The organism is Phocaeicola sp. HCN-6420, from assembly GCF_037890145.1.
In the GTDB taxonomy this organism is placed as follows: Bacteria; Bacteroidota; Bacteroidia; order Bacteroidales; family Bacteroidaceae; genus Phocaeicola.
This window is the reverse complement of record NZ_JBBKBJ010000003.1, coordinates 73,836-96,360: the sequence shown is the minus strand read 5'-3', so window position 1 is coordinate 96,360 and position 22,525 is coordinate 73,836. Positions and strand designations below refer to the sequence as shown.

Sequence of the window (22,525 nt, the reverse complement as noted above, 5' to 3'; positions counted from 1 at the left end):
GCCATCTCAAATTTGAATTTAAGATGGCCTTTCACTATTTGTAAGAAAGAATTGTATCTTTATTTCTTATGAGCTTCTACCCATTTGCGTGCGTTGACAAATGCTTCCATCCACGGAGTGATCTGGTCGCTGTCCTTACGGTCTAATGGATAGTAAGCGTTTTCCCATGGGAAACAAGCGCGTTCCAAGTGAGGCATCATAGCCAGATGACGTCCGTCTTGTGAAGCAATACCTGCTACGCTGTAATCAGAGCCGTTCGGGTTGCCTGGATATTCATCGTATGAGTATTTCAATACTACATTATAATGATCTTCCGGATAAGGCAGAGAGAACTTTCCTTCTCCGTGAGCTACCCAAATACCCAGTTTTGATCCGCTCAATGAGCCGAACATGACACTGCGGTTCATCGGAACAGTTACACCCAAGAAGGCAGATTCGAACTTGTGTGAATCGTTATGCAGCATCTTGCCTTTCTTCTTGTCTTCCGGAGTGATCAGACCGAGTTCCATCATCAACTGACAACCGTTGCAGACACCAAGTGATAAGGTATCTTCGCGAGCATAGAAGTTGTCGAGGGCGGCTTTAGCTTTCGGGTTAAACAGGAAGCTTCCTGCCCATCCTTTGGCAGAACCCAATACATCGGAGTTAGAGAAACCACCACAGTAAACTACCATGTTAATGTCTTCCAATGTTTCTCTTCCGCTTACCAAGTCGGTCATGGTGACATCCTTCACATCGAAACCTGCCAGATAGAGCATGTAGGCCATTTCGCGTTCACCGTTTGTTCCTTTTTCACGGATGATAGCAGCTTTGATACCGCTTGGCGTACGACGATCCGGATCCAGACCGAACTGTGAAAGCTTACCGGTAAACGATTTGTCGAATGCAAATTCCAGTGGTTGCTGTTTGTAGTTTTCGAAACGTTTCTTTGCGCAACCATTCATGCTCTGCTTGCGGTCGAGCAAGTATGAAGTAGAGTACCATACATCACGCAGATAATCAATGCCGAACTGATAAGTTGCATCGTGTTTAGTTACTAAGATATGACGTTCTTCTGTAGGAACACCAATCTTGACATAACCTACACCGGCATCTTCCAGAATCTTCTTGACTTCCGATTTGTGTTTGTCGGCTACCTGAATGATAACACCTGGGTTTTCTGCAAACAAAATCTTGACGATATCATCGCACTTAATCTTGTCGAGGTTGATTTCCATACCACCTTCTGTGTTAGCAAAACACATTTCAAGTAAAGTAGTAATCATACCTCCGGCTGAAATATCGTGTCCAGCAAGAATCAGTTGTTTGTCTACCAGTTCTTGAATAGCAAGGAAGGCATCGCGGAAGTATTCCGGATTCTGTACGGTTGGTACGTCGTCACCAACTTTATTCAGTGACTGAGCGAATGCAGAACCACCTAAACGAAGTTCGTCAAAACTGAAGTCGATGTGGTAGAAAGTTGACTTGTCTTTGTTGACCATAACTGGAGAAACAACTTTCTTGACATCCGAAACTTCTCCTCCTGCAGAAACTATAACAGTTCCCGGGCTGATGATTTTTTCTCCGTTCGGATATTTCTGAGTCATTGACAAAGAGTCTTTTCCGGTCGGAACGTTGATTTGCAATGCGCAGCAGAAATCAGACAAGGCTTTAACCGCTGTGTACAAACGTGCATCTTCACCTTCTTGTGAACGACAAGGCCACATCCAGTTGGCTGACAGGGAAACACTGTCGAGGCCTTCTGCCATTGGTGCCCATACAATATTAGTCAAAGCTTCTGATACAGCGAGTACAGAACCTGCTGCCGGATCAGCCAATGCAGCCTGAGGCGCATGGCCTAATGCAGTAGCAATACCTTTTTCTCCACGGTAATCGAGAGCAACAACACCACAGTCGCTCAACGGCAACTGAAGTTCACCTTGGCATTGCTGGCGTGCAATCTTACCTGTAACGGAGCGGTCTACCTTGTTGGTTAACCAGTCTTTACATGCAACAGCTTCCAGTTGCAGTACCTGGCGAATATATTCATTCAGTTTAGCTACGTCGTATGATACATTTTCATAATGGCGTTCTACAGTTTTGTCGACCATATATGTTTTCGGAGATGAACCGAACATCTGGTCTACAGCCAAATCGAATGGGCGTACGCCGTCAGCTTGTTCAAATGCAAAACGATGGTCACCTGTTGTCTCACCTACGACATACATCGGAGAACGTTCGCGGTCGGCAATCTTCTGTACATGCTCAATTGCTTTTTCGTCAATCAGCAATCCCATACGTTCCTGAGATTCGTTAGCGATGATTTCTTTTGCCGACAATGTTTCGTCACCGATAGGAAGTTTGTCCATGTGAATCAAACCGCCGCAGTCTTCTACCAATTCAGACAGACAGTTAACATGGCCAGCAGATCCGTGGTCATGAATAGATACAATCGGATTTTCATCTTCTTCGCACAGAGCACGTACTACGTTGTAGGCACGCTTTTGCATTTCTGCATTGGCACGCTGTACAGCATTCAATTCGATGCCCGAAGAGTAACGTCCGGTTTCTACAGATGAAACAGAACCACCACCTAAACCGATGCGGTAATTATCACCACCCATCACAACGATTTTATTTCCTGTTTCAGGAGAACCTTTCAGACAGTCGCGCTGCGTACCGTATCCTACACCTCCTGCCAGCATGATTACTTTATCGTAAGCATACTTTTCACCGTTTTCTTGATGTTCGAAGGTCAGGACAGAACCGCAAATCAGTGGCTGGCCAAACTTGTTACCGAAATCAGAAGCACCATTTGAGGCCTTGATCAAAATCTGTTCAGGAGTCTGGTATAACCATTTACGTACGGGGAGAATATTTTCCCATTCGCGTCCTTCATCTGTACGTGGATAAGAAGTCATGTAAACGGCTGTACCTGCAATCGGCCATGAGCCTTTACCACCGCCCATACGGTCGCGGATTTCTCCTCCGGTACCTGTAGATGCTCCGTTGAACGGCTCGACAGTTGTCGGGAAGTTGTGAGTCTCGGCTTTCAGTGAGATAACCGTTTTAATATCTTTGATAATGAAATAGTCAGAAGTTGAGTGGTCTTTAGGAGCAAATTGTTCTACGACAGGACCTTCGGCGAAAGCAACATTGTCTTTGTAAGCAGAGATGATTTTGTTCGGATTCTCCTGAGTGGTTTTTTTGATCATCTGGAAAAGTGAAGATTCCATTTCTTTACCGTCGATGATAAATGTTCCGCCAAATATTTTGTGGCGGCAGTGTTCTGAGTTGATTTGTGCAAATCCGAAAACTTCGGAATCAGTCAGTTTTCTGCCCAGGTCTTTTTCTACTTTCAGCAGGTAGTCCATTTCTTCGCGCGAAAGAGCAAGACCTTCCTGTTCATTATATTCTTCAAGGTTTTCAATGTAAATAATCGGTTGCGGTTTGATATTTACATCGAATATTTTTTGATCCAATCCGTGATACATTCGTTGCAGCATCGGGTCATGGTCTGCATTTTCGTCTTTTACCGGGAAGTATTCCTCGATACGGCGGATACCTTGCAATCCCATATTCTGAGTAATTTCTACAGCGTTTGTACTCCATGGAGTAATCATTTCACGCCGGGGGCCGATAAACCATCCTTTAAGGTTATCTTCCGTTTCTACAGTAGCGTCGCTGTATAGCCAGCATAATTTCTTGATGTCTTCAGAGGTCAGTTCTTTACTACATTCGGTAGCAATTACACTGTTAGTGGGTGTTCTGAAAAATAGAATCATAGCACTTGTTTATGTTTGTTAAAATGATAATCTTATTATCGGAATAATGCAGTGCAAAGTTACATAAACTCCTTTTTGTACGAAAGAAAAACGAAACGAAATATAGGTACTTTATAAAAAAAGTAGCATCTTTGCAGTATGAATTGGATAGAACAGGTTACTATACTAGATTTATTGGTGAAAGGCTTTATCGTAGGAGTGATTGTTTCAGCTCCTTTGGGACCGGTTGGCGTGCTTTGTATTCAGCGGACACTGAACAAGGGGCGCTGGTTTGGTTTTGTAACCGGTTTGGGGGCCGCGCTGAGTGATACATGCTACGCATTGATAACAGGTTATGGCATGAGCTTCATGGATGAATTGATCCTTAAGCACCAAATATTTCTTCAAGTGGTAGGTAGTATCATGTTGCTGGCCTTCGGTATATATACTTTTCGTAGTAATCCTGTGAAATCTCTTCGTCCTACATCAGCCAATCGCGGTACTTATCTTCATAATTTTATTACAGCTTTCTTTGTAACATTCTCCAACCCGCTGATTATCTTTCTGTTTATTGGTCTTTTTGCCCGCTTTTCGTTTGTGATGCCGGGCAGTCCGCTGGGCTTTCAGTTGGTTGGCTATCTCGCTATTGTCATCGGAGCCTTAACATGGTGGTTCGGAATTACTTACTTTGTAAATAAGGTGCGTACCCGATTTAATGTGCGGGGTATTTGGATATTAAACCGTATTATTGGTGTTGTCGTAATGATCGCGTCGATTGTAGGTATCATACTGACTATCGCTGGAAAATCTTTATCTTGATATATGTATATCTCTCAACAATTAAAACAACAGAATATCGCTGAATACTTGCTGTATATGTGGCAAGTAGAAGATATGATTCGTGCCAATGGCTTCGATATAGAAAAAATAAAAAAGAATATCGTAGAGCCGTATCCGTCGTTGTCGGATGAGCAAAAAAAGGCATTGACTCAATGGTATGCAGATTTTATCAATATGATGCATGACGAGGGCGTAATGGAAAAAGGGCATATACAGATTAATAAGAATATTATTGTCTGGTTGACCGATTTACACTTGCGCTTACTTGCTTCTCCTAAGTTTCCGTATTATAGTGCGGCCTATTATAAGGCTTTACCTTTTATTGTAGAATTGCGTGCCAAGGGAGCTGATAAAGATGTGCCTGAACTGGAAACGTGTTTTGATGCAATGTATGGAGTTCTGATGTTGAAACTTCAGAAAAAGGAAATAACTGAAGAAACCCAGAAAGCATTGAAAGTGATAGGTGATTTGCTGGCTATGCTTGCCGGGTATTATATTAAAGATAAACAAGGGGAGTTGGATTTTGATTGATTTTCTTCCCGTCAAAATAAAGGAATAATGAAGAATATTTTGGTTACTGGGGCAAACGGACAGCTGGGTAATGAGATGCGTCTGCTTGCAGAAGTCAATAAGGAATATGCCTATTTCTTTACTGATGTGGCTGAACTGGATATTTGTGATGAACAAGCTGTTAGAAATTTTGTAGCTGAACATCAGATCGATATTATTGTGAACTGTGCTGCATATACAGCAGTCGATAAGGCTGAGGATAATCAGGAACTTTGCGATAAGTTGAATCATGTTGCTCCGGGTTATTTGGCAAAAGCCATTGAAAGTCGTGGAGGTCACTTTATACAAGTATCTACAGATTACGTTTTCGATGGTACTGCACATATTCCGTATACAGAGGAACAGCCAACTTGTCCTGATTCGGTTTATGGAATAACCAAACTCGCTGGCGAACAGGAAGCAATGAAATATTGTTCTAAAACAATGATTGTCCGCACTGCCTGGCTGTATTCTACATTTGGAAACAATTTTGTAAAGACTATGCTGCGTTTGGGGCGCGAAAAAACTTCGTTGGGGGTAATATTTGATCAGATAGGCACTCCTACTTATGCTCGCGATTTGGCTGTTGCCATTTTTGCGGCTATCAATAAAGGTATTGTGCCGGGAATTTATCACTTTAGCAATGAGGGTGTTTGCTCGTGGTATGATTTTACTCAGATGATTCATCATTTGGCGGGTATTGATAGCTGTAGATTGAAGCCTCTTCATACGGAAGAATATCCGACAAAGGCAAAGCGTCCTCATTACTCCGTACTCGATAAGACGAAAATAAAAGATACATTCGGCATTGAAATCCCTTATTGGGTAGACAGTCTGAAAGAATGTGTCGATAAATTATTAGCATGATAATAAAAGGTAAATAGATAAATAAAGAATGAACGCTGAAATAGAAAGAAGACGTACATTTGCGATTATTGCACATCCGGATGCCGGTAAAACTTCGTTGACCGAAAAGTTACTGCTTTTCGGTGGACAGATTCAGGTGGCTGGAGCTGTTAAGTCGAATAAGATTAAGAAAACTGCGACATCCGACTGGATGGACATCGAAAAGCAACGTGGTATATCTGTTACAACCTCTGTGATGGAGTTCGATTATCACGACTACAAAATTAATATTTTGGATACACCGGGACACCAGGACTTTGCAGAAGATACTTACCGTACGCTTACGGCAGTAGATAGTGTCATTATTGTGGTGGATGGTGCAAAAGGTGTGGAAACGCAGACGCGTAAACTGATGGAGGTGTGCCGTATGCGTAATACTCCGGTCATCATTTTCGTTAACAAGATGGACCGTGAGGCGAAAGATCCGTTCGATTTGCTGGATGAACTGGAAGAAGAGCTGGTTATCAATGTTCGTCCTTTGACATGGCCTATCGAGAGTGGTCCTCGTTTTAGAGGTGTATATAATATATATGAGCAAAAGTTGAATTTGTTCCAGCCTTCTAAGCAGGTTGTTACAGAAAAGGTAGAGGTAGACATCCATACAGAGGATTTGGACAATCATATCGGAATACCGCTTGCTGAAAAGTTGCGTAGTGAGTTGGAATTGATTGATGGAGTGTATCCGGCCTTTAATGTTGATGATTATCTGAAGGGTGAGCTGGCACCGGTATTTTTTGGTTCAGCTTTGAATAACTTTGGTGTACAGGAACTGTTGGATTGTTTTGTTGAAATAGCTCCGAGTCCTCGTCCGGTGCAGGCAGAAGAGCGTATCGTTATGCCTGATGAACCGAAGTTTACAGGGTTTGTCTTTAAAATTACAGCCAATATTGACCCTAACCATCGTTCGTGTGTTGCATTCTGTAAGGTTTGTTCGGGTAAGTTTACTCGTAATACTCCTTATTTACATGTGCGTCACAATAAGACAATGCGTTTTTCTTCGCCTACTCAGTTCATGGCACAGCGTAAGACTACAGTTGATGAGGCTTGGGCAGGAGATATCATCGGTTTGCCGGACAACGGAACATTCAAGATTGGCGATACCTTAACAGAAGGAGAAGTGCTTCATTTTAAGGGATTGCCGAGTTTCTCTCCTGAAATGTTCAAGTATATAGAAAATGCTGATCCAATGAAGACCAAGCAGTTGAATAAGGGTATTGACCAGCTGATGGACGAGGGTGTTGCACAGTTGTTTGTCAACCAGTTCAATGGCCGAAAGATTATCGGAACTGTAGGACAGTTGCAGTTTGAGGTTATTCAGTATCGTTTGGAGAATGAATACAATGCCAAGTGCCGTTGGGAACCTATCAGTTTGTATAAAGCATGCTGGATAGAGAGTGATGATCCGGCAGAGTTAGAGGCATTTAAAAAACGTAAATATCAGTATATGGCAAAAGATCGTGATGGACGTGATGTTTTTCTTGCCGATAGTGGTTATGTTCTTCAAATGGCTCAGATGGACTTCAAGCATATTAAGTTCCATTTTACGAGTGAATTTTAAAAAAGTATAGAAGTAAAATTGGCTTTTAGCCAGTTTTACTATTTAAATAAGAAAATCGGGTATGTATTTCGTTGAAATATATATTCGATTTTTTTTGTATGTAAGATATTTTGTACTTGTCTTATTGTTTGTACACTTTATATCGGAAGGGAAAATAGGGGTAAAAAGAGTTTTCTTGCAAAATATATTCTTGATGTAAATCAAGAAAAATAAGATTGTTGCTGATTTTTAACAATTTCTTCCCTTGCTATTTCTTATTGAAATTCTAATTTTGCACCGCAAAACTAAAACTTAACAAACAGATGTCAGAAAACAAAACTGTAAAGTATCACATTCCGGAACAGGGAATATACTTGTATGCTCGTACCAGTGAAGGTAAAACAGAAATGATTGTATTGAACAGTACTGACAGAGAACAAGTTCTGCCAAGTAGTCACTATCAGGCTTTAACAAAAGAAACTAAGGAAGGAAAAGTTGTTTCAACAGGTAAAAAAATCGATTTTACACAAAATCTTGTTTTGTCTGCACGTCAGTCGTTAGTGATTGAATTTTGAAAAAGCTAATTAGGATTATATAAGACAGAGAGGTGATTCATTAAAAAAGATGTTTCACCTCTCTGTCTTTTGTATTGATAAATGTCTATAGTTGGTCTTGTTTCCCCTGTAGATTAATCTCCTCGATAGTAATACAGTAAGGAGTGGCGGGCTATAAAATCTGCATTTTGCTGTACCAGTTCTTTTTCTGTGCCCTCAGGAAGTTGTGCATCGGGGATAAGCTGGTGATGTATACAGTGTAGCAGCAAGTCTGGTGGACAGAGCATTTCTTCTGTGAGCAATCGGAATGCGTTTTTTTGAGCCTTTTCCTGATTATACAGCGGGTTTTCTTTGTCAGCTATGTATTCACAGATGTCTTTTGCCAATAGTACACCTTTTTCTGGTTCAGTCATCAGAATAAAGTTCTTATATTCTTTCATTTGTGGCAGTGTATGATTATCATCGTCCTGCCATTTCAATATTTCCACTAAGAAGCGGCGCAACTCCCCGTAACCGTTTAAATAGGTAATTTTCTTTCCACCGGTGCCACTAATGAAGTTTTGATAGGTTTCTCGATTTTTGTTTAGAATTTCTTCAGGAACATCGGGGGCAGGAGTAAATAGTCCTTTGATATTCTTCCAGGCTTCCGGACTGGCAAGCAATGAAATCCATTCGTGCAAAAATAGAGCCAATGGACCAACTGGTACGATGAATCTGTCATTGGGACTAATCTGTTCAATATAGGGGAACATGGAAGGTTCTGTCAGGTAGGTGTGTCCAAAAAGCCATGTCAATTTATGATCAGCTTCGGTTGCTGTTCCCGGATGGTCAAAATAATGTGATATGGTTTCATTCTCAGGAGCTTCTTCGTACGCAGCTTCCAGTATGTTATAGAAGATTTTTGCTTGTTCTTCAATGGAAGTATCTTTGGGATTTATGTATGTATGTCCTTTCCATGAAGAAACTTTCTGCCATGTATTCCAGATAATGAAACGGATGTCTTCTTCATTTATTTCATCTGCAACGTAATTGGAAGTTGTAGAATAAAAGGGCAGTACTTTACCATACAGACGTTGGTGCTCTGTTGTAAAACTACGCCATAACCCTAGTTCTGAAATCTGGTCTTCCAGATAAGCTGCAACATACATGCTTAACTTTTTACGAAAGGCGTCTGGAAGTGCCAGCACGCAGGCATGATACAACCTATTTGATAGATTAATGAAATAACTATCCGAAGGTTGCATTGAAGTATAGGGATGAATTTTTAACCACTCATTGGCGTAAATTAAAGATTTACTCATGTTTTTGCAAAGTTAATGTTTAGAAAACAATGTAATTAGTAGTGACGTGGCAGCCAGACAAATACCTACTCCTGTTACTCCTGCCCATCCGAACTGGTGCCAGAATGTTCCAGCTAAAAATGTTCCTAATGAACCACCCAGAAAATAAGTTGTCATGAAGATTGTATTTACTCGGTTTGAGGCTTGAGGAACAAGTGACAGGGCACATGTCTGATTGCTGATTTGTACACATTGCATACCAATATCAATTAAAATAATACCGGCAATAATTCCGATGTAACTATTTTGGAAAATATAGAGTATGACCCATGAAAAGATCATAATGCAGCATCCGATATAGTTGAATGCTCTTACCCCTAATATGCGGACGAATTTGCCGACAAAGGAGGCTGTCATAGCTCCGGCTATACCGCATAATCCCAGCATACCGATAATGTTGTTTCCTGCGTAAAAAGGTTCTCCACTCATTTTGAAGGCTAAGCATGCCCATAAGGTAAGGAAACAGCCGAAACAGATACCCGCACGCAATGAAACCAGTCGCAGAGTAGCATTCTCTTTTACTAAGGTAAATACTGATTTCATTAATCCTCTATAAGTACCTTTATAATTGGATGGCATGTCAGGTAATATACGGATAATAACAACTATACAGGCTAACATTAATATGGATGCGATATAAAATATGGTTCTCCATCCCCAGTATTCACCTACTATTCCACTGACCACTCGTGAGCCAAGAATACCGGTCAGTAATCCGCTTACCAGTACTCCTACATTTTGCGCTTTTTTCTCCGGTTGTGAGAATTGTGCTGCAATCGGTATAAATATTTGAGGCATAACCGAGCAGATACCTGTAATTAGTGAAGCTAATAGGATGAAATGTATGTTTCGTGCTATTACAAATCCTAACATGCTTACGGACAGCAGTAAGAAGTTGATAACAATTATATTTCGCCGTTTATATAAATCTCCAAGTGGAATGATGAATAGTAGCCCTAACGCATAGCCTATTTGTGTAGTCATTGGAATCAAATTGGCTGTAAACTCGGAAACCTGTAAGTCTTCACTGATTTTATTCAGTAACGGTTGATTGTAATATAGATTAGCTACGGATATACCCGCAATGATAGCCAGCATCAAAAGTAAAGATGCCGGAATACCTTTGTTCTCTTCTAAAATTCGTTTCATGTCGCAAAGTTACGTATTTTTTGCGAGCTTATTCTGTTTTGGGCTTGATGGGAACGGTGTTTTCCTTGTAAGCTGCAAAACCTTTTACTTTTACCCGTTCTTTCTTTTCTTCTTCGCCAACGGCTGCATTACCCAGTTGGTTCAGATTTTCCTTAATCGCGTTATGGGTGTCGAAGAAATAATCGAGCAACATTTTCAGGTGGTCTTCCAGCTCTCCTTCATTGGGTGAGAAGAAAGTATGGCAACGTGAATGTAATCCTACAGTCTTTTCGTCTTCGTCTACCATATATACGGTTGTAACCAGCGAATTGACATTAACCAGATTGATGATTTCTTTCAATACGGGAAACGCTTCATTGTCTGTGCTTATTGATCCCCACCATGGATTCCATATCATAATGAACCGGTTCTCTTCTTCGGCTGCAATATAGAAGTCATCACCTTGGTACTTGAAAGTAACATGTCCTTCTTCGTTTATTTCGGGCTGGCAGCCTATTTTTTTCAATACGCTGATGACAAGATCTTGTGTGCTGATATTGTCTAATTCATTTTTTGTCATACGTTCCAGATGTTCCAGACGTTTTTTTCGGATGCTTATAGTTTTGAGCAAGAATAAAACTATGGGCCACAAAGCGAGTGCAATAACAGCAATCAGTATGGTTATGTCGGTTATGTTATTCATAATAGTTGGGTTTTAGGTTAAATACAAAAACAGTGTTCTCTATAGCTGTTTTCTTTGATAACCTTCTGCATCTATATTTTGTTTGACACAGATTTTGATAATCTCTGAAACAGCTTCTTAAATATACAAATTATCTATAGGAATAAATTCATTTATTTTGCTTTTAAACTTTTTTAAATAAAACAGATGCAGCAAAAGGCGAATATAATTGTTTTATAGTTGAACTTTAAAATAAAGAGCTTATGAAAAAGTTAGTATTATTTATGATACTGGCGTTGACTATGATGGTTGGTCACGTACAGGCACAGGACACAGAGAAGAGTTTATCTCGTGAAGAAAAGAAAGCTTTACAAGAGCAATTGGATAGTTTGCTGGCTGTAGAAGCGATACAGGCCATCAATGACAAGGCATTTACTCTGGAGGCAGATCAGGTTGTCTTCAAGTATGGTAATATGGCTTATGTCAATTCAAATACGAATTTTGTTTCTGTAAAAGGCGATCAGGCTGTTGTACAGGTAGCATTTAATATTCCCGTCAGCGGTCCGAATGGAATTGGTGGTGTAACAGTAGATGGTAGCGTTTCCGACTATGAAGTAAAGACTGATAAGAAAGGTAATACTTCGATTACCATGAATGTTATGGGAACAGGTATTTCGGCACGCGTATTTATCAGTTTGCCGAAGGGGACAAACAAGGCTACGGTAGAAATCAATCCAAACTTTAATTCCAATCGTATGACGTTGAATGGAGTAATTCTGCCGATACAGAAGAGCAGTGTGTTTAAAGGACGTTCCTTATAATTTTTGATATTAATGAAAAGGTTAGGAATTATGAAAAAGATTTTGTTTATGCTTTGCATGGCGGGCTTATTTATGACGTCGTGTGAAAAAGACCCTGATATGGGTAAACTGGATGCAGATCTGGTGGTATACACAGACCACGACAATAATACAGATTTTAGTACTTTCCATACTTATTTCCTTCCTGATAGCATTTTGGAAGCAAGCGGAGTACGTGCTTCGTATTGGAAAGACGAAAATGCCAAGATGATTATCAGTGAGGTTGAAAGTCAGATGAACCGCAGAGGATACGAACGTATTACGGATCCGGCACTGAAGGATCAGGCTGATGTCGGTGTACAGTTGTCGTATGTAGCACAGACTACTCAGGTTGTTACTGGCGGCTATTGGGGAGATCCTTTTGGCGGCTGGTGGAGTACTGGCTTTTGGGGACCATGGTGGAGTGGATGGTATTATTCATATCCTGTAACATATAGTTACGATACTAATACATTAATTCTGGAAATGGTCGATTTGACGAATAAAGATGAAGACGGAACTCAGAAACAGCAACTTCCGGTTGTATGGTATGCAAGTGCGTCCGGCTTCCAGTATGGTAATAGTAGAATAAACATGCAGTTATTGCTGAATGGAGTGGATCAGGCATTCAATCAGTCTACTTATATCCATAGAAATTATACAGAATAAAAGAGTCAGGATATTTTCAATCTATTTGATTAATGTCCAATACAGAAAAATAATGGAGATGATAACGATGAAAAGATATACTATTTTTAAAAAAGCAATTTGGTCTTTCTGTGCTTTGGTCATGTTTGCTATGCAAAGTTATGCTCAGTGGGATTCACAGAAAGCACATCTCATTGTCGACTGGCAGATGAATGCACCTGTTTCAACTGGCTTTGCTGATAAGATAAGTGGATGGGGTATGAACTTTGAAGGACTTTACGATTTGACTCCACGTTGGTCGGTTGGGGCTTTTATTAATTTTCATACTAATCATAAATATGTAGGCAGACAGACGCTTCAGTTATCTCCTACGGAATTATTGACAACAGATCAGCAGCGTTCTGCATATCAGTTACCGTTTGGTGTAGGTACTTCATATACTTTATACGACGGAAGATATGTAAAGCCGTATGTAGGTGTAAAACTTGGAACTGCGTTTACCCGTTATACAACTTATTATGGTGCAGGTGGCGTATTTGATGATGGATGGGGATTTTATGTATCTCCTGAAGTGGGACTGAAGATTTATCCTTGTCCTCATCGTCGTTTTGGTTTCCATGTAGCTGGCTATTATAATTACATGACCAACGATATGGCAACATTGACCGGTGATGTAACAGGACAAAGTAATGTCGGATTTCGACTTGGTTTAATATTCTGACGTATTTGATCAAGATTTTATTTAAATTTGCCCCTTTAATTCAAAATTTATATATAACTTCGGTTATCAACAGGGAATGGCGGTGGTGCTGTGAAGCACTGCCGTTATTTTTTGTAGAAAGTGGTATTGATAGTCTTGTGATAGTCAGTGGCAGATAGGTATAGCAGACTGTTGAAGTGATATTGGGGAGGTATTTATAATAAGAAAGCATCCGGTTATGTTCGTCATAATAAACATAACCGGATGCTTTCTTATATAAATCTTTCTTTTTAAAGCTTAGTTCTGTTGAGGTTCTGAACCTTTCGGAGTCATATCTCCTTCAATATAAAGGCGAACAACTTCTTGTTTGGCGTTAGTTCTCAAAGTGATTGATTTACGGAAATGGCCGGGGAATTTTCCTGCCCCATTGTAAGTTACTGTGATTTCTCCACTTTCACCCGCTTTGATTGGTTCTTTAGGATATTGAGGCACTGTACATCCGCAAGATGCTATAGCCTGATGAATTACCAGTGGTCCGTTTCCTGTATTGGTGAATTTGAATTTGCAAGTTACTTTAGGGTTGTTTTCGGAAAAAGCTCCGAAATTGTGAGTCGTCTGTTCGAATTTAATTTCGGCTGTACCTTGTGCTATTGTTACAAGTACTGCCACTACTAAAAATAATGTAGTAAGAATCGTTTTTTTCATTTTTCCGGATTTTTTAAAATCGCCCTAAAGATATTGACTTTCTTTGTATTTCGTGCTTATTTATTAGGTTTATTAACATTTGTTCTGCTCTGATAAGATGGATATGATGAAAATATCTGTCGGTATTCTTTGCATTTTGGGGATATTCCGACAATTTATAATCGCATTTTCCTCGGAATTCTCGATTAAAGAGAATGGGTAAAAAACGTCTCGATGAATTAAAAGAAACGTGCCCACGTTATAAAGGAAACGTGGGCACGTTTTTATAGGAATGTCAGGAGAGAAAAAAGTTATCCACGGTTCACCTGTTTTACTCCTTTGACAGTCTTTATTTTCTTGATAAGCGATTCCAGTTTCGACGTATCATCTACCATTACAGTAAGCATGCCAGAGAATAATCCGTCGTGAGAATCTATGCTGATAGACCGCAATAAGATATTGCTTTCCTTATTGATAATAGACGTAATGTTAGTCACAATACCTATATCATCATGTCCCACAATACGAAGTGTGATAGGATACTGTTTTCCCTGACTCTTTCCGGCCCAGCGTGCACGGACAATACGATAAGGAAAACGGGCTTTCATTTCTTTGGCGTTCGGGCAGTCGCAACGATGTATCTTGATACCTCCCGATATTGTTACAAAGCCGAACACATCATCACCGTAAATCGGGTTACAGCATTTGGCCAGATTAAAATCAAGTCCTTTTAAGTTCTGGTCTATCACCAGTACGTCATCTTTGTAATAATCTTTACCATCTGTACTTTGCTGTATATTGAACCCTTCGGCGCTGCGGTAAGTTATTTCTTCACGTTGTTCGGTTTCCTTGCGCTGCATCTCCACATACCGGTCAATGATGTCGTTCACATCAAGTGTTTCGTTGGCAATACTTTGATAAAAGTCGGTTACCGTTTTGAAGCCCAGCTTTTTGATCAGTCGCATCAAGATGGCCTCATCATATTCCAGTTTACGGTTCTTAAACTTACGCTCCAGCGTTTCTTTGGCAAATTCAGTCTGGCGTGCTACCATTTCCTTCAGAGCCTGACGTATTTTAGTCTTGGCCTTCGAGGTGGTGACAAAGTTCAGCCAGTCACGTTTCGGCGTTTGAGTGCTTGATGTCGTGATTTCTACTTGGTCACCACTGTTTAGCGTCTGTTTCAACTGAACATTTCTTCCGTTTACTTTAGCACCAATACAACGGCATCCCAAATTTGTATGAATGGCAAATGCAAAATCGAGTACGGTAGCTCCCTGTGGGAGTTTGTATAAATCACCTTTCGGGGTAAAGACAAATACTTCATCTTTATATAAATCGAGTTTGAACTGATCCATTGCCTCCATATCACTGTCGGCATTCTCCAGTGTTTCCCGAATAGAATTCAGCCACTCATCCAGTCCGCTTTCTCCTTTTATACCTTTATATCTCCAGTGAGCAGCAAGTCCTTTTTCTGCAATTTCGTCCATACGTTCGGTACGTATCTGTACTTCCACCCATTTTCCTTCCGGTCCCATAACGGTGATATGTAAAGATTCATAACCGTTACTTTTGGGTACAGACAGCCAGTCGCGCAAGCGCTTGGGGTTAGGCAGATACATATCAGTGACGATAGAATATGCTTGCCAGCATTCCTGCTTTTCTTTATCCAATGGAGAATCGAGAATAATTCGGATGGCAAACAAATCGTACACACCTTCGAATGGACATCCCTGTTTCTTCATCTTCTGGTAAATGGAATGGATAGATTTAGTACGTCCCTTGATGTGGAATTTCAGTCCACTTTCCTCCAGCTTTTTCTTTACCGGTTCGATAAAGGCATCAATATAACGGTCACGCGCAGCCTTTGTAGCATTCAGCTTATCTTTGATATGATAATATACGTCATGCTGTGTATATTTCAGCGACAAGTCTTCCAGTTCCGATTTCAACTTGTATAGTCCTAATTTATGTGCCAGTGGAGCATATAGATACGCAGCTTCATTCGACACTTCCAGTCGGGCTTCCTCGTTGGTACTGTCTTTTATCTGGCGCATCAGATTTACACGGTCGGCTATCATAATAAGGATAACCCGCATATCTTCGGCAAAGGAGAGAAGCAAGTTTCGGAAGTTTTCTGATTCAATGGTCGGACTTTTGGAATAAAGTTCGTTTATTTTTACCAGTCCATGTATAATTCCAGCAACATCTTCACCATACATTTGCTTGATAGACTCCAGACTGCAAAGATTATATTTAACAGATTCGTGTAGCATAATACCCAAAATGGAAGCGCGCCGCATACCTATTTCTTCGGCTACGATAACTGCTGTTTGCATGTCTTTTATAATCGGATTCATGCCAAAGGCATTGCGCGGTATGCTACCTGCCGACATTACTTGAACCAGATGTTTCTTTAAGTTACTGCAGTCATCTTTTTGCAAAGTATCTCCTGACAGTTGCAATAATCTTTTGTATAGAGAAATCAACAGTTTGTGTTCGTCCGGTGTAAAAAAAACTTGTTCGTCCATAGTCTTTCTAGTTTTGTTGAGAATCTGTTTGTTGTAAATTGAAACTCTTTTTTAACTTAAAGGAGAAAAAAGAGGAATTCCTGACAGCTTCTGTGGGTAAAGATAGTTTTTTTCTTCTTTTATTGTTACAAACTTAATGGTTTTTTTATACTTTTGAGGTGGAATCGATTTGTAAATGAATATTTATCACTTAAATTTATCATAATATGTTAACACACGAAGACAAAGAATTACTCGCAAAGAAAGGAATTTCTGAAGAACAGATTGCAGAACAATTAGCTTGTTTCGAAAAAGGATTCCCCTATTTGCAGTTGGCTGCAGCTGCGTCGGTAGACAACAACGGAATTATGATTGCTGATGCCGATGCTCAGAAAAAATATCTGGCAGCATGGGATGCGTATAAAGACACTGACAAAAAAATTGTAAAATTCGTGCCTGCTTCGGGAGCTGCAAGCCGTATGTTTAAGAATATGTTCGAATTCTTGGGAGCAGACTATGATGAGCCTACCACCGATTTTGAAAAGAAATTCTTCGATCATATTCATAATTTTGCATTTTACAATGATTTGAATGCTGTATGTCTTGATAACACAGGTAAAAATATTGATGCTCTGTTGTCGGAACATAATTATAAGGCAGTGGTAGCCAATTTGCTGGAATCTGCTGGCCTGAATTATGGTTCTTTGCCTAAAGGATTACTTAAATTCCATCGTTATACCGATGGAGTGCGTACTCCGCTGGAGGAGCATTTAGTTGAAGGTGCACTTTATGCAGCAGGAAAAACAGGTAAGGTGAATGTACATTTTACTGTTTCGGGAGAACATCGTGCATTGTTCCAGAAACTTGTAGATGCCAAGGTTGCCGAATATGCTAAGAAATACGGTGTAGAATATAACATCAGTTTTTCTGAGCAGAAGGCAAGTACTGATACAATTGCGGCCGATATGGAGAACAAGCCGTTCCGCGATAACGGTAAATTGTTGTTCCGTCCGGGTGGTCATGGAGCATTGATTGAGAATCTGAATGATCTGGATGCTGATATCGTATTTATCAAGAATATCGATAATGTAGTGCCCGACCGTCTGAAAGGCGATACGGTAACTTATAAAAAATTGCTTGCCGGCGTATTGGTCACACTTCAGAAACAGGCATTCGATTATCTGGAACTGCTTGATAGCGGTCACTATAGCCATGAACAGCTCGAAACTATTATCCGTTTCGTTCAGCAGCAGTTGCGTTGCCGTAAGAGTGATATTAAAGATTTGGAGGATGCCGACCTTGTTATTTACCTGCGCAAGAAACTGAATCGCCCGATGCGTGTATGCGGTATGGTGAAAAATGTAGGCGAACCGGGTGGCGGTCCGTTCTTGGCTTATAATCCGGATGGAACTGTTTCACTTCAGATTCTGGAAAGTTCTCAGATTGATATGAAAGATCCGGAAAAGAAGGCTATGTTCGAGAAAGGTACTCATTTCAATCCGGTAGACTTGGTTTGTGCCGTACGCGACTATAAGGGAAATAAATTCAACTTGTTGCAGTATGTAGATAAGGCAACAGGATTTATCTCTTATAAATCGAAGAATGGTAAAGACCTGAAGGCTTTGGAACTGCCGGGCTTGTGGAATGGTTCAATGAGCGACTGGAGCACTGTCTTTGTGGAAGTTCCGTTGAGCACATTCAATCCGGTAAAAACGGTCAACGATTTGTTGCGTGAACAACATCAGTAAATCATTAATTTAGAATATTGCATCCGGCATGGAATCAGACGCTGTAACGTTTGCTCCGTACCGGATGCTTTGTTTTTGATTTATACTTCCCATCTGTCTATTTGGCGCAACAGACGTGTAAGAGCTGATTTGCACGATTCGGGATAGAAGAGTGTATAGGAGAACCATAGCTTCTGATTGCGGACGTATTTGGCATAATAGCGATATCCTTCTATTTTGTTTCCGTTTTCATATACAGGGCCACTGAGAATAAAAGAGTCGCGTAACAGTTGCTGGTCTTCAGCATGCAGTTGAGTGGCCAGTTCTTTCATTTTTACTTTTACTGGACTTGTGTCAGGCGCTTTCAATACGGAACATTCGATGACAAAACGTTCGTTATTCCAGTATCCCAAACGTACAAAGCCTTCATTGGCTACTTCTTTTGAAAAGAATTCCGGATAGTGAATGCAGTATCCGTAAAAACTGTCGCAATAAGTTTTCATCGGAGCATCGTTTATCAGTTCAGCCAAAACTTCCTGATAACTGCGGAAGCCGTTGGGCTTTCTTGACAAGTTGATACCTACCATAAAGCCGGTCAGTATGATGATTACAACAATCAGTTTTCTCATAACTTTATTCCCCACTTATTATCTGTTTTTATATGCAGCCTTTGCTGGAAGGTACTTCGTAGTGATAGATATCTCTTCTGACTGCCATTTTAATGCTTCGCGCCAGAGCCTTGAATATGCCTTCTATCTTATGGTGCTCGTTCTGACCTTCTGCTTTGATATTCAAATTCATACGTGCGGAGTCACTTAGTGATTTGAAGAAATGGAGAAACATTTCAGTAGGCATCTCACCAATCTTTTCACGTTTGAATTCTGCATCCCAGACCAGCCAGGGGCGTCCTCCGAAATCGAGAGCTACCTGACACAGACAGTCATCCATAGGCAGGCAGTAGCCGTATCTTTCAATTCCTCTTTTACTGCCCAGGGCTTGATGCAGGCATTCTCCCAGTGCAATGGCCGTATCTTCTATGGTATGATGTTCATCCACTTCCAGATCACCTTTCACGCGAATAGTCAGATCTATACCGCCGTGTTTTCCGATTTGTTCCAGCATGTGGTCAAAAAATCCCAGTCCGGTACTGATGTCACAGTTTCCGTTTCCGTCCAGGTTGAGGCGTATATAGATATCGGTCTCTTTTGTCGTACGGCGTACTTCAGCAATCCGTTCTCCGGCAAAGAGAAATTCGGTTACCTTATCCCAGTCAGTTGTAGCAAGAATACAGCAATCTTGCAGTTTCTTGTCAGTCAGTACACTACGATCTTCTTGCAGTAGAATGGCTTTACATCCCAGATTATATGCCAGTTCTACGTCGGTAGCCCGGTCGCCTATGACGAAACTGCCGTTCAAATCATACTCCTCATTATTCAGGTAGCGAGTAAGCATGCCTGTTCGTGGCTTTCGGGTTGGCGCATTGTCTTCGGGAAAACTTCGGTCGATAAGTACTTCATCGAACGTGATACCTTCGTTGGCAAATGTTTTCATAACCAGATTATGTACGGGCCAGAACGAATTTTCGGGGAAAGACGGGGTTCCTAATCCATCCTGATTGGTCACCATGACAAACTCAAAGTCGAGATTCTGCCGGATAAAATGCAGGTTACGGAACACCTTGGGATAAAACTCCAGCTTTTCGAATGCATCCAACTGATAGTCGGTTGGAGGTTCGATGACCAATGTGCCGTCGCGGTCTATAAACAATACTTTCTTTTTCATGATAATTCCGAATTATATTGTTTTAAAGCCTCAAGCAAAGCATCGTTCTCAGGACGGGTACCGATGGTGATGCGCAAACATTCGTGACACAGGGTAACGCCGGAACGGTTGCGGACAATGATCCCTTTACTTACCAGATAGTCGTAAATAGCCTTTGCATTGGTTACTCGGGTCAAAAAGAAATTGGCATCGGTGGGGTAGATACGAACACAGCATGGCAATTTGCCGAATTCTTTGATCATACGCGTACGTTCATTGAGCAACGACTGTACCCATCTCTGAACTTCGTAATGTTTATGCATCATCTGAATGGCTTCCTGCTGCGTAAGCCGGTTGACGTTATACGGATATTTTATTTTACTGAGTATGCCGATTATTTCAGGTGAGGCAAATGCCATGCCCAGACGGATAGCTGCACATCCCCATGCTTTCGAGAATGTTTGAAACACAATCAAATTAGGATATTCTTTCAGTTTCCCAATCAGGGAAGGCTCATCGGAAAAGTCTATATAAGCTTCATCAACAATAACCAGTCCCTGAAACTTATTTAGCAGGGTAATAATTTCCTTATGGCACAGATTATTTCCTGTCGGGTTATTGGGTGAACAGAGGAAAATCAGTTTGGTATTTTCGTCTGAGGCAGCCAGCAGTTCATCGGCTTTAAACTGAAAAGAATGGTCGAGCAATACTTTCCGGTATTCTACGTCGTTTACGTCAGCACATACTTCGTACATGCCATATGTCGGATCGATGGCAACAACATTGTCGATGCCGGGACGGCAGAAAGCACGGTATACTAAATCGATGGCTTCATCACTTCCATTGCCTAAAAAGATTTGGTCAGGATTTACCTTTTTTATCAATGCGATCATATCCTTCAGTTCCCGTTGAAGCGGATCAGGATATCGGTTATTGGGAGTGTTATACGGATTTTCATTGGCATCCAGAAAAACGGAAGCCTCTTTTCCGCTATATTCATCACGTGCCGAAGAGTAGGGTTTCAGTGCCCATATATTCGGTCGTGTCAGTTCTTTCAGCGATTTCATAACTATCTTGTCGGTTAAAGTTTCTCATTAAGTCGTACTGTTACAGCGTTCTTATGAGCGTCGAGATGCTCATTGGCAGCCATAACCTGAATAGCTGGTCCGAGAACCGCTATTCCTTCACGAGTTATTTCCTGGAAGGTTATCTTGCGGATAAAGCTGTCCAGACTTACTCCACTGTAAGCTTTTGCATAACCGTTGGTTGGCAGCGTATGATTGGTTCCCGATGCATAGTCGCCCGCACTTTCAGGGGAGTATGATCCCAAAAATACCGATCCGGCATTGACAACCTTGCAGGCTATATCCATATAGTCTTTGGTTTCGATAATCAAGTGTTCGGGAGCGTATTCGTTGATCATATCGATTGCTTCCTGCATATCTCTTACCAGAATAAGTTTGCTCGACTGAAGTGATTTTTCGGCAAGTGCCTTACGTGGAAGTTCTGCCAGTTGGCGGTCGACTTCCATGGCTACTTTGTCTATCAATGCTTCAGAGGTTGTTATCAGCATGGCCTGACTGTCGGCACCATGTTCGGCCTGAGAGAGGAGATCGGACGCAACAAATACCGGATTGGCTGTTTCGTCGGCAAGTACGGCGACTTCCGATGGTCCGGCTGGCATATCGATAGCTACATCGCGCAAGGCCACCTGTTGTTTGGCAACTGTAACAAATTGATTGCCTGGTCCGAATATTTTATATACCTTCGGTATGCTGCTGGTACCGTATGCCATGGCTCCGATAGCTTGTACTCCACCGGCCTTGAATACTTTTTTTACACCGGCGGCACGTGCAGCATATAAGATAGCTGGATGAATGTTGCCTTCACGGTCGGGAGGAGTACATAGTATAATTTCCTTACATCCGGCTATCTGCGCTGGAGCGGCAAGCATCAGTACTGTAGAAAAGAGAGGTGCTGTACCACCCGGAACGTAAAGTCCTACTTTTTCTATGGCAACGGCTTTTTGCCAGCAGGTAACACCTGGTAGTGTTTCTACTTTCTTACCTTCAAATTTTTGGGCAGCATGAAACGTACGGATATTATTTAGTGCCAGCATAATAGCTTCTTTCAACTGGTTATCGACTGCTTTTTCTGCATCGTCGAACTCTTTTTCTGTTACTTCCAGTGAACTTAGTTTTACTTTATCAAACTGTTCTTCGAAACGGATAACAGCAAGGTCGCCTTCTGCCTGTATTTTTTTCAGCATATCGCAAACTGTTTCGCGAATATCTTCTGTGTGCAGTGCAGAGCGTTTCAGGAGAGAGTTCCATTCCCGGCGTTCAGGATAACGTATGATATTCATAGCTTTGTGCGTTTT

General features: G+C 41.1%; 19 protein-coding genes. 9 read left to right on the top strand and 10 right to left on the bottom strand.

What is annotated here, in order from left to right:
• Positions 1 to 59 precede the first annotated feature (59 nt).
• The gene (purL, locus tag WKT12_RS03370; protein ID WP_340318773.1) at positions 60 to 3,764 is read right to left on the bottom strand and encodes a phosphoribosylformylglycinamidine synthase; all 3,705 of its coding nucleotides are present in this window, start codon (positions 3,762 to 3,764) and stop codon (positions 60 to 62) included.
• A 138-nt stretch (positions 3,765 to 3,902) separates the two neighbouring features.
• On the opposite strand from purL, the gene WKT12_RS03365 reads away from it, so the two are divergent.
• The 5 genes from WKT12_RS03365 to WKT12_RS03345 all read left to right on the top strand — a co-directional run bounded on the left by WKT12_RS03365 (position 3,903) and on the right by WKT12_RS03345 (position 8,150).
• On the top strand, positions 3,903 to 4,562 hold the full coding sequence (locus tag WKT12_RS03365) for a LysE family translocator (RefSeq protein ID WP_021971772.1): 660 nt from the start codon (positions 3,903 to 3,905) through the stop codon (positions 4,560 to 4,562).
• A 3-nt stretch (positions 4,563 to 4,565) separates the two neighbouring features.
• Complete coding sequence (locus tag WKT12_RS03360; protein ID WP_021971773.1) at positions 4,566 to 5,114, top strand: DUF4924 family protein; 549 nt, start codon at positions 4,566 to 4,568, stop codon at positions 5,112 to 5,114.
• Positions 5,115 to 5,141: 27 nt separating this feature from the next.
• Complete coding sequence (rfbD, locus tag WKT12_RS03355) at positions 5,142 to 5,999, top strand: dTDP-4-dehydrorhamnose reductase (protein ID WP_340318772.1); 858 nt, start codon at positions 5,142 to 5,144, stop codon at positions 5,997 to 5,999.
• A 28-nt stretch (positions 6,000 to 6,027) separates the two neighbouring features.
• Positions 6,028 to 7,596 carry a peptide chain release factor 3 gene (locus WKT12_RS03350; protein WP_340318771.1) on the top strand — a complete coding sequence of 523 codons (1,569 nt, stop codon included), beginning with the start codon at positions 6,028 to 6,030 and terminating at the stop codon, positions 7,594 to 7,596.
• Between the two features lie 302 nt (positions 7,597 to 7,898).
• Positions 7,899 to 8,150 (top strand): cyclomaltodextrinase C-terminal domain-containing protein, encoded by a 252-nt coding sequence (locus WKT12_RS03345; protein WP_021971777.1) that lies wholly within the window; start codon positions 7,899 to 7,901, stop codon positions 8,148 to 8,150.
• Positions 8,151 to 8,263: 113 nt separating this feature from the next.
• On the opposite strand, the gene WKT12_RS03340 is transcribed toward WKT12_RS03345, so the two are convergent.
• From WKT12_RS03340 to WKT12_RS03330, 3 genes are read right to left on the bottom strand one after another with little or no spacing between them, the layout of a single operon-like run.
• The gene (locus tag WKT12_RS03340) at positions 8,264 to 9,430 is read right to left on the bottom strand and encodes a DUF3843 family protein (RefSeq protein WP_340318770.1); all 1,167 of its coding nucleotides are present in this window, start codon (positions 9,428 to 9,430) and stop codon (positions 8,264 to 8,266) included.
• 12 nt (positions 9,431 to 9,442) lie between these two features.
• Complete coding sequence (locus WKT12_RS03335; RefSeq protein ID WP_340318769.1) at positions 9,443 to 10,618, bottom strand: MFS transporter; 1,176 nt, start codon at positions 10,616 to 10,618, stop codon at positions 9,443 to 9,445.
• A 28-nt stretch (positions 10,619 to 10,646) separates the two neighbouring features.
• On the bottom strand, positions 10,647 to 11,291 hold the full coding sequence (locus WKT12_RS03330; protein ID WP_340318805.1) for a hypothetical protein: 645 nt from the start codon (positions 11,289 to 11,291) through the stop codon (positions 10,647 to 10,649).
• 251 nt (positions 11,292 to 11,542) lie between these two features.
• Here WKT12_RS03330 and WKT12_RS03325 point away from each other — a divergent pair, with 251 nt between their 5' ends.
• The 3 genes from WKT12_RS03325 (at position 11,543) to WKT12_RS03315 (ending at position 13,487) form a co-directional block, all read left to right on the top strand.
• Positions 11,543 to 12,100, top strand: coding sequence for a DUF4251 domain-containing protein (locus WKT12_RS03325; protein WP_021971781.1), 558 nt, complete (start codon positions 11,543 to 11,545; stop codon positions 12,098 to 12,100).
• Positions 12,101 to 12,130: 30 nt separating this feature from the next.
• Positions 12,131 to 12,787: a DUF4136 domain-containing protein gene (locus WKT12_RS03320; RefSeq protein WP_340318768.1), complete on the top strand. Its 657-nt coding sequence runs from the start codon at positions 12,131 to 12,133 to the stop codon at positions 12,785 to 12,787.
• A 67-nt stretch (positions 12,788 to 12,854) separates the two neighbouring features.
• Positions 12,855 to 13,487, top strand: coding sequence for an outer membrane beta-barrel protein (locus WKT12_RS03315; protein WP_418586761.1), 633 nt, complete (start codon positions 12,855 to 12,857; stop codon positions 13,485 to 13,487).
• Positions 13,488 to 13,763: 276 nt separating this feature from the next.
• Here the strand turns inward: WKT12_RS03315 and WKT12_RS03310 are convergent, their stop codons facing one another.
• Together WKT12_RS03310 and WKT12_RS03305 are read right to left on the bottom strand one after the other, a co-directional pair.
• Positions 13,764 to 14,171 (bottom strand): DUF1573 domain-containing protein, encoded by a 408-nt coding sequence (locus WKT12_RS03310; RefSeq protein ID WP_021971785.1) that lies wholly within the window; start codon positions 14,169 to 14,171, stop codon positions 13,764 to 13,766.
• Positions 14,172 to 14,461: 290 nt separating this feature from the next.
• Complete coding sequence (locus WKT12_RS03305; RefSeq protein WP_021971786.1) at positions 14,462 to 16,678, bottom strand: RelA/SpoT family protein; 2,217 nt, start codon at positions 16,676 to 16,678, stop codon at positions 14,462 to 14,464.
• A gap of 206 nt (positions 16,679 to 16,884) precedes the next feature.
• Between WKT12_RS03305 and WKT12_RS03300 the strand changes: the two genes are divergently transcribed.
• The gene (locus tag WKT12_RS03300; protein ID WP_021971787.1) at positions 16,885 to 18,405 is read left to right on the top strand and encodes a DUF4301 family protein; all 1,521 of its coding nucleotides are present in this window, start codon (positions 16,885 to 16,887) and stop codon (positions 18,403 to 18,405) included.
• Between the two features lie 80 nt (positions 18,406 to 18,485).
• Here the strand turns inward: WKT12_RS03300 and WKT12_RS03295 are convergent, their stop codons facing one another.
• Genes WKT12_RS03295 through hisD form a run of 4 tightly spaced genes read right to left on the bottom strand, consistent with a single transcriptional unit; the run spans position 18,486 to position 22,510 of the window.
• Complete coding sequence (locus WKT12_RS03295) at positions 18,486 to 19,013, bottom strand: hypothetical protein (protein WP_340318766.1); 528 nt, start codon at positions 19,011 to 19,013, stop codon at positions 18,486 to 18,488.
• Between the two features lie 28 nt (positions 19,014 to 19,041).
• The gene (hisB, locus tag WKT12_RS03290; protein ID WP_021971789.1) at positions 19,042 to 20,166 is read right to left on the bottom strand and encodes a bifunctional histidinol-phosphatase/imidazoleglycerol-phosphate dehydratase HisB; all 1,125 of its coding nucleotides are present in this window, start codon (positions 20,164 to 20,166) and stop codon (positions 19,042 to 19,044) included.
• A complete protein-coding gene (gene hisC, locus WKT12_RS03285) occupies positions 20,163 to 21,212 on the bottom strand; it encodes a histidinol-phosphate transaminase (RefSeq protein WP_340318765.1) in 1,050 nt (349 codons plus the stop codon). The genes hisB and hisC overlap by 4 nt, the downstream gene beginning before the upstream one ends.
• Before the next feature lie 14 nt (positions 21,213 to 21,226).
• Positions 21,227 to 22,510: a histidinol dehydrogenase gene (hisD, locus tag WKT12_RS03280; RefSeq protein WP_340318764.1), complete on the bottom strand. Its 1,284-nt coding sequence runs from the start codon at positions 22,508 to 22,510 to the stop codon at positions 21,227 to 21,229.
• Between the last annotated feature and the right edge of the window lie 15 nt (positions 22,511 to 22,525).

What these genes read in the sequence shown, in the direction of transcription:
- rfbD (WP_340318772.1), top strand. Translation starts at nt 5,142, where the DNA reads ATGAAGAATATTTTGGTTACTGGGGCAAACGGACAGCTGGGTAATGAG.
- hisB (WP_021971789.1), bottom strand. Translation starts at nt 20,166, where the DNA reads ATGAAAAAGAAAGTATTGTTTATAGACCGCGACGGCACATTGGTCATC.
- hisD (WP_340318764.1), bottom strand. Translation starts at nt 22,510, where the DNA reads ATGAATATCATACGTTATCCTGAACGCCGGGAATGGAACTCTCTCCTG.
- purL (WP_340318773.1), bottom strand. Translation starts at nt 3,764, where the DNA reads ATGATTCTATTTTTCAGAACACCCACTAACAGTGTAATTGCTACCGAA.
- WKT12_RS03325 (WP_021971781.1), top strand. Translation starts at nt 11,543, where the DNA reads ATGAAAAAGTTAGTATTATTTATGATACTGGCGTTGACTATGATGGTT.
- WKT12_RS03305 (WP_021971786.1), bottom strand. Translation starts at nt 16,678, where the DNA reads ATGGACGAACAAGTTTTTTTTACACCGGACGAACACAAACTGTTGATT.
- WKT12_RS03320 (WP_340318768.1), top strand. Translation starts at nt 12,131, where the DNA reads ATGAAAAAGATTTTGTTTATGCTTTGCATGGCGGGCTTATTTATGACG.
- WKT12_RS03345 (WP_021971777.1), top strand. Translation starts at nt 7,899, where the DNA reads ATGTCAGAAAACAAAACTGTAAAGTATCACATTCCGGAACAGGGAATA.
- WKT12_RS03335 (WP_340318769.1), bottom strand. Translation starts at nt 10,618, where the DNA reads ATGAAACGAATTTTAGAAGAGAACAAAGGTATTCCGGCATCTTTACTT.
- WKT12_RS03315 (WP_418586761.1), top strand. Translation starts at nt 12,855, where the DNA reads ATGAAAAGATATACTATTTTTAAAAAAGCAATTTGGTCTTTCTGTGCT.
- WKT12_RS03310 (WP_021971785.1), bottom strand. Translation starts at nt 14,171, where the DNA reads ATGAAAAAAACGATTCTTACTACATTATTTTTAGTAGTGGCAGTACTT.
- WKT12_RS03350 (WP_340318771.1), top strand. Translation starts at nt 6,028, where the DNA reads ATGAACGCTGAAATAGAAAGAAGACGTACATTTGCGATTATTGCACAT.
- WKT12_RS03360 (WP_021971773.1), top strand. Translation starts at nt 4,566, where the DNA reads ATGTATATCTCTCAACAATTAAAACAACAGAATATCGCTGAATACTTG.
- WKT12_RS03295 (WP_340318766.1), bottom strand. Translation starts at nt 19,013, where the DNA reads ATGAGAAAACTGATTGTTGTAATCATCATACTGACCGGCTTTATGGTA.
- hisC (WP_340318765.1), bottom strand. Translation starts at nt 21,212, where the DNA reads ATGAAATCGCTGAAAGAACTGACACGACCGAATATATGGGCACTGAAA.
- WKT12_RS03340 (WP_340318770.1), bottom strand. Translation starts at nt 9,430, where the DNA reads ATGAGTAAATCTTTAATTTACGCCAATGAGTGGTTAAAAATTCATCCC.
- WKT12_RS03365 (WP_021971772.1), top strand. Translation starts at nt 3,903, where the DNA reads ATGAATTGGATAGAACAGGTTACTATACTAGATTTATTGGTGAAAGGC.
- WKT12_RS03300 (WP_021971787.1), top strand. Translation starts at nt 16,885, where the DNA reads ATGTTAACACACGAAGACAAAGAATTACTCGCAAAGAAAGGAATTTCT.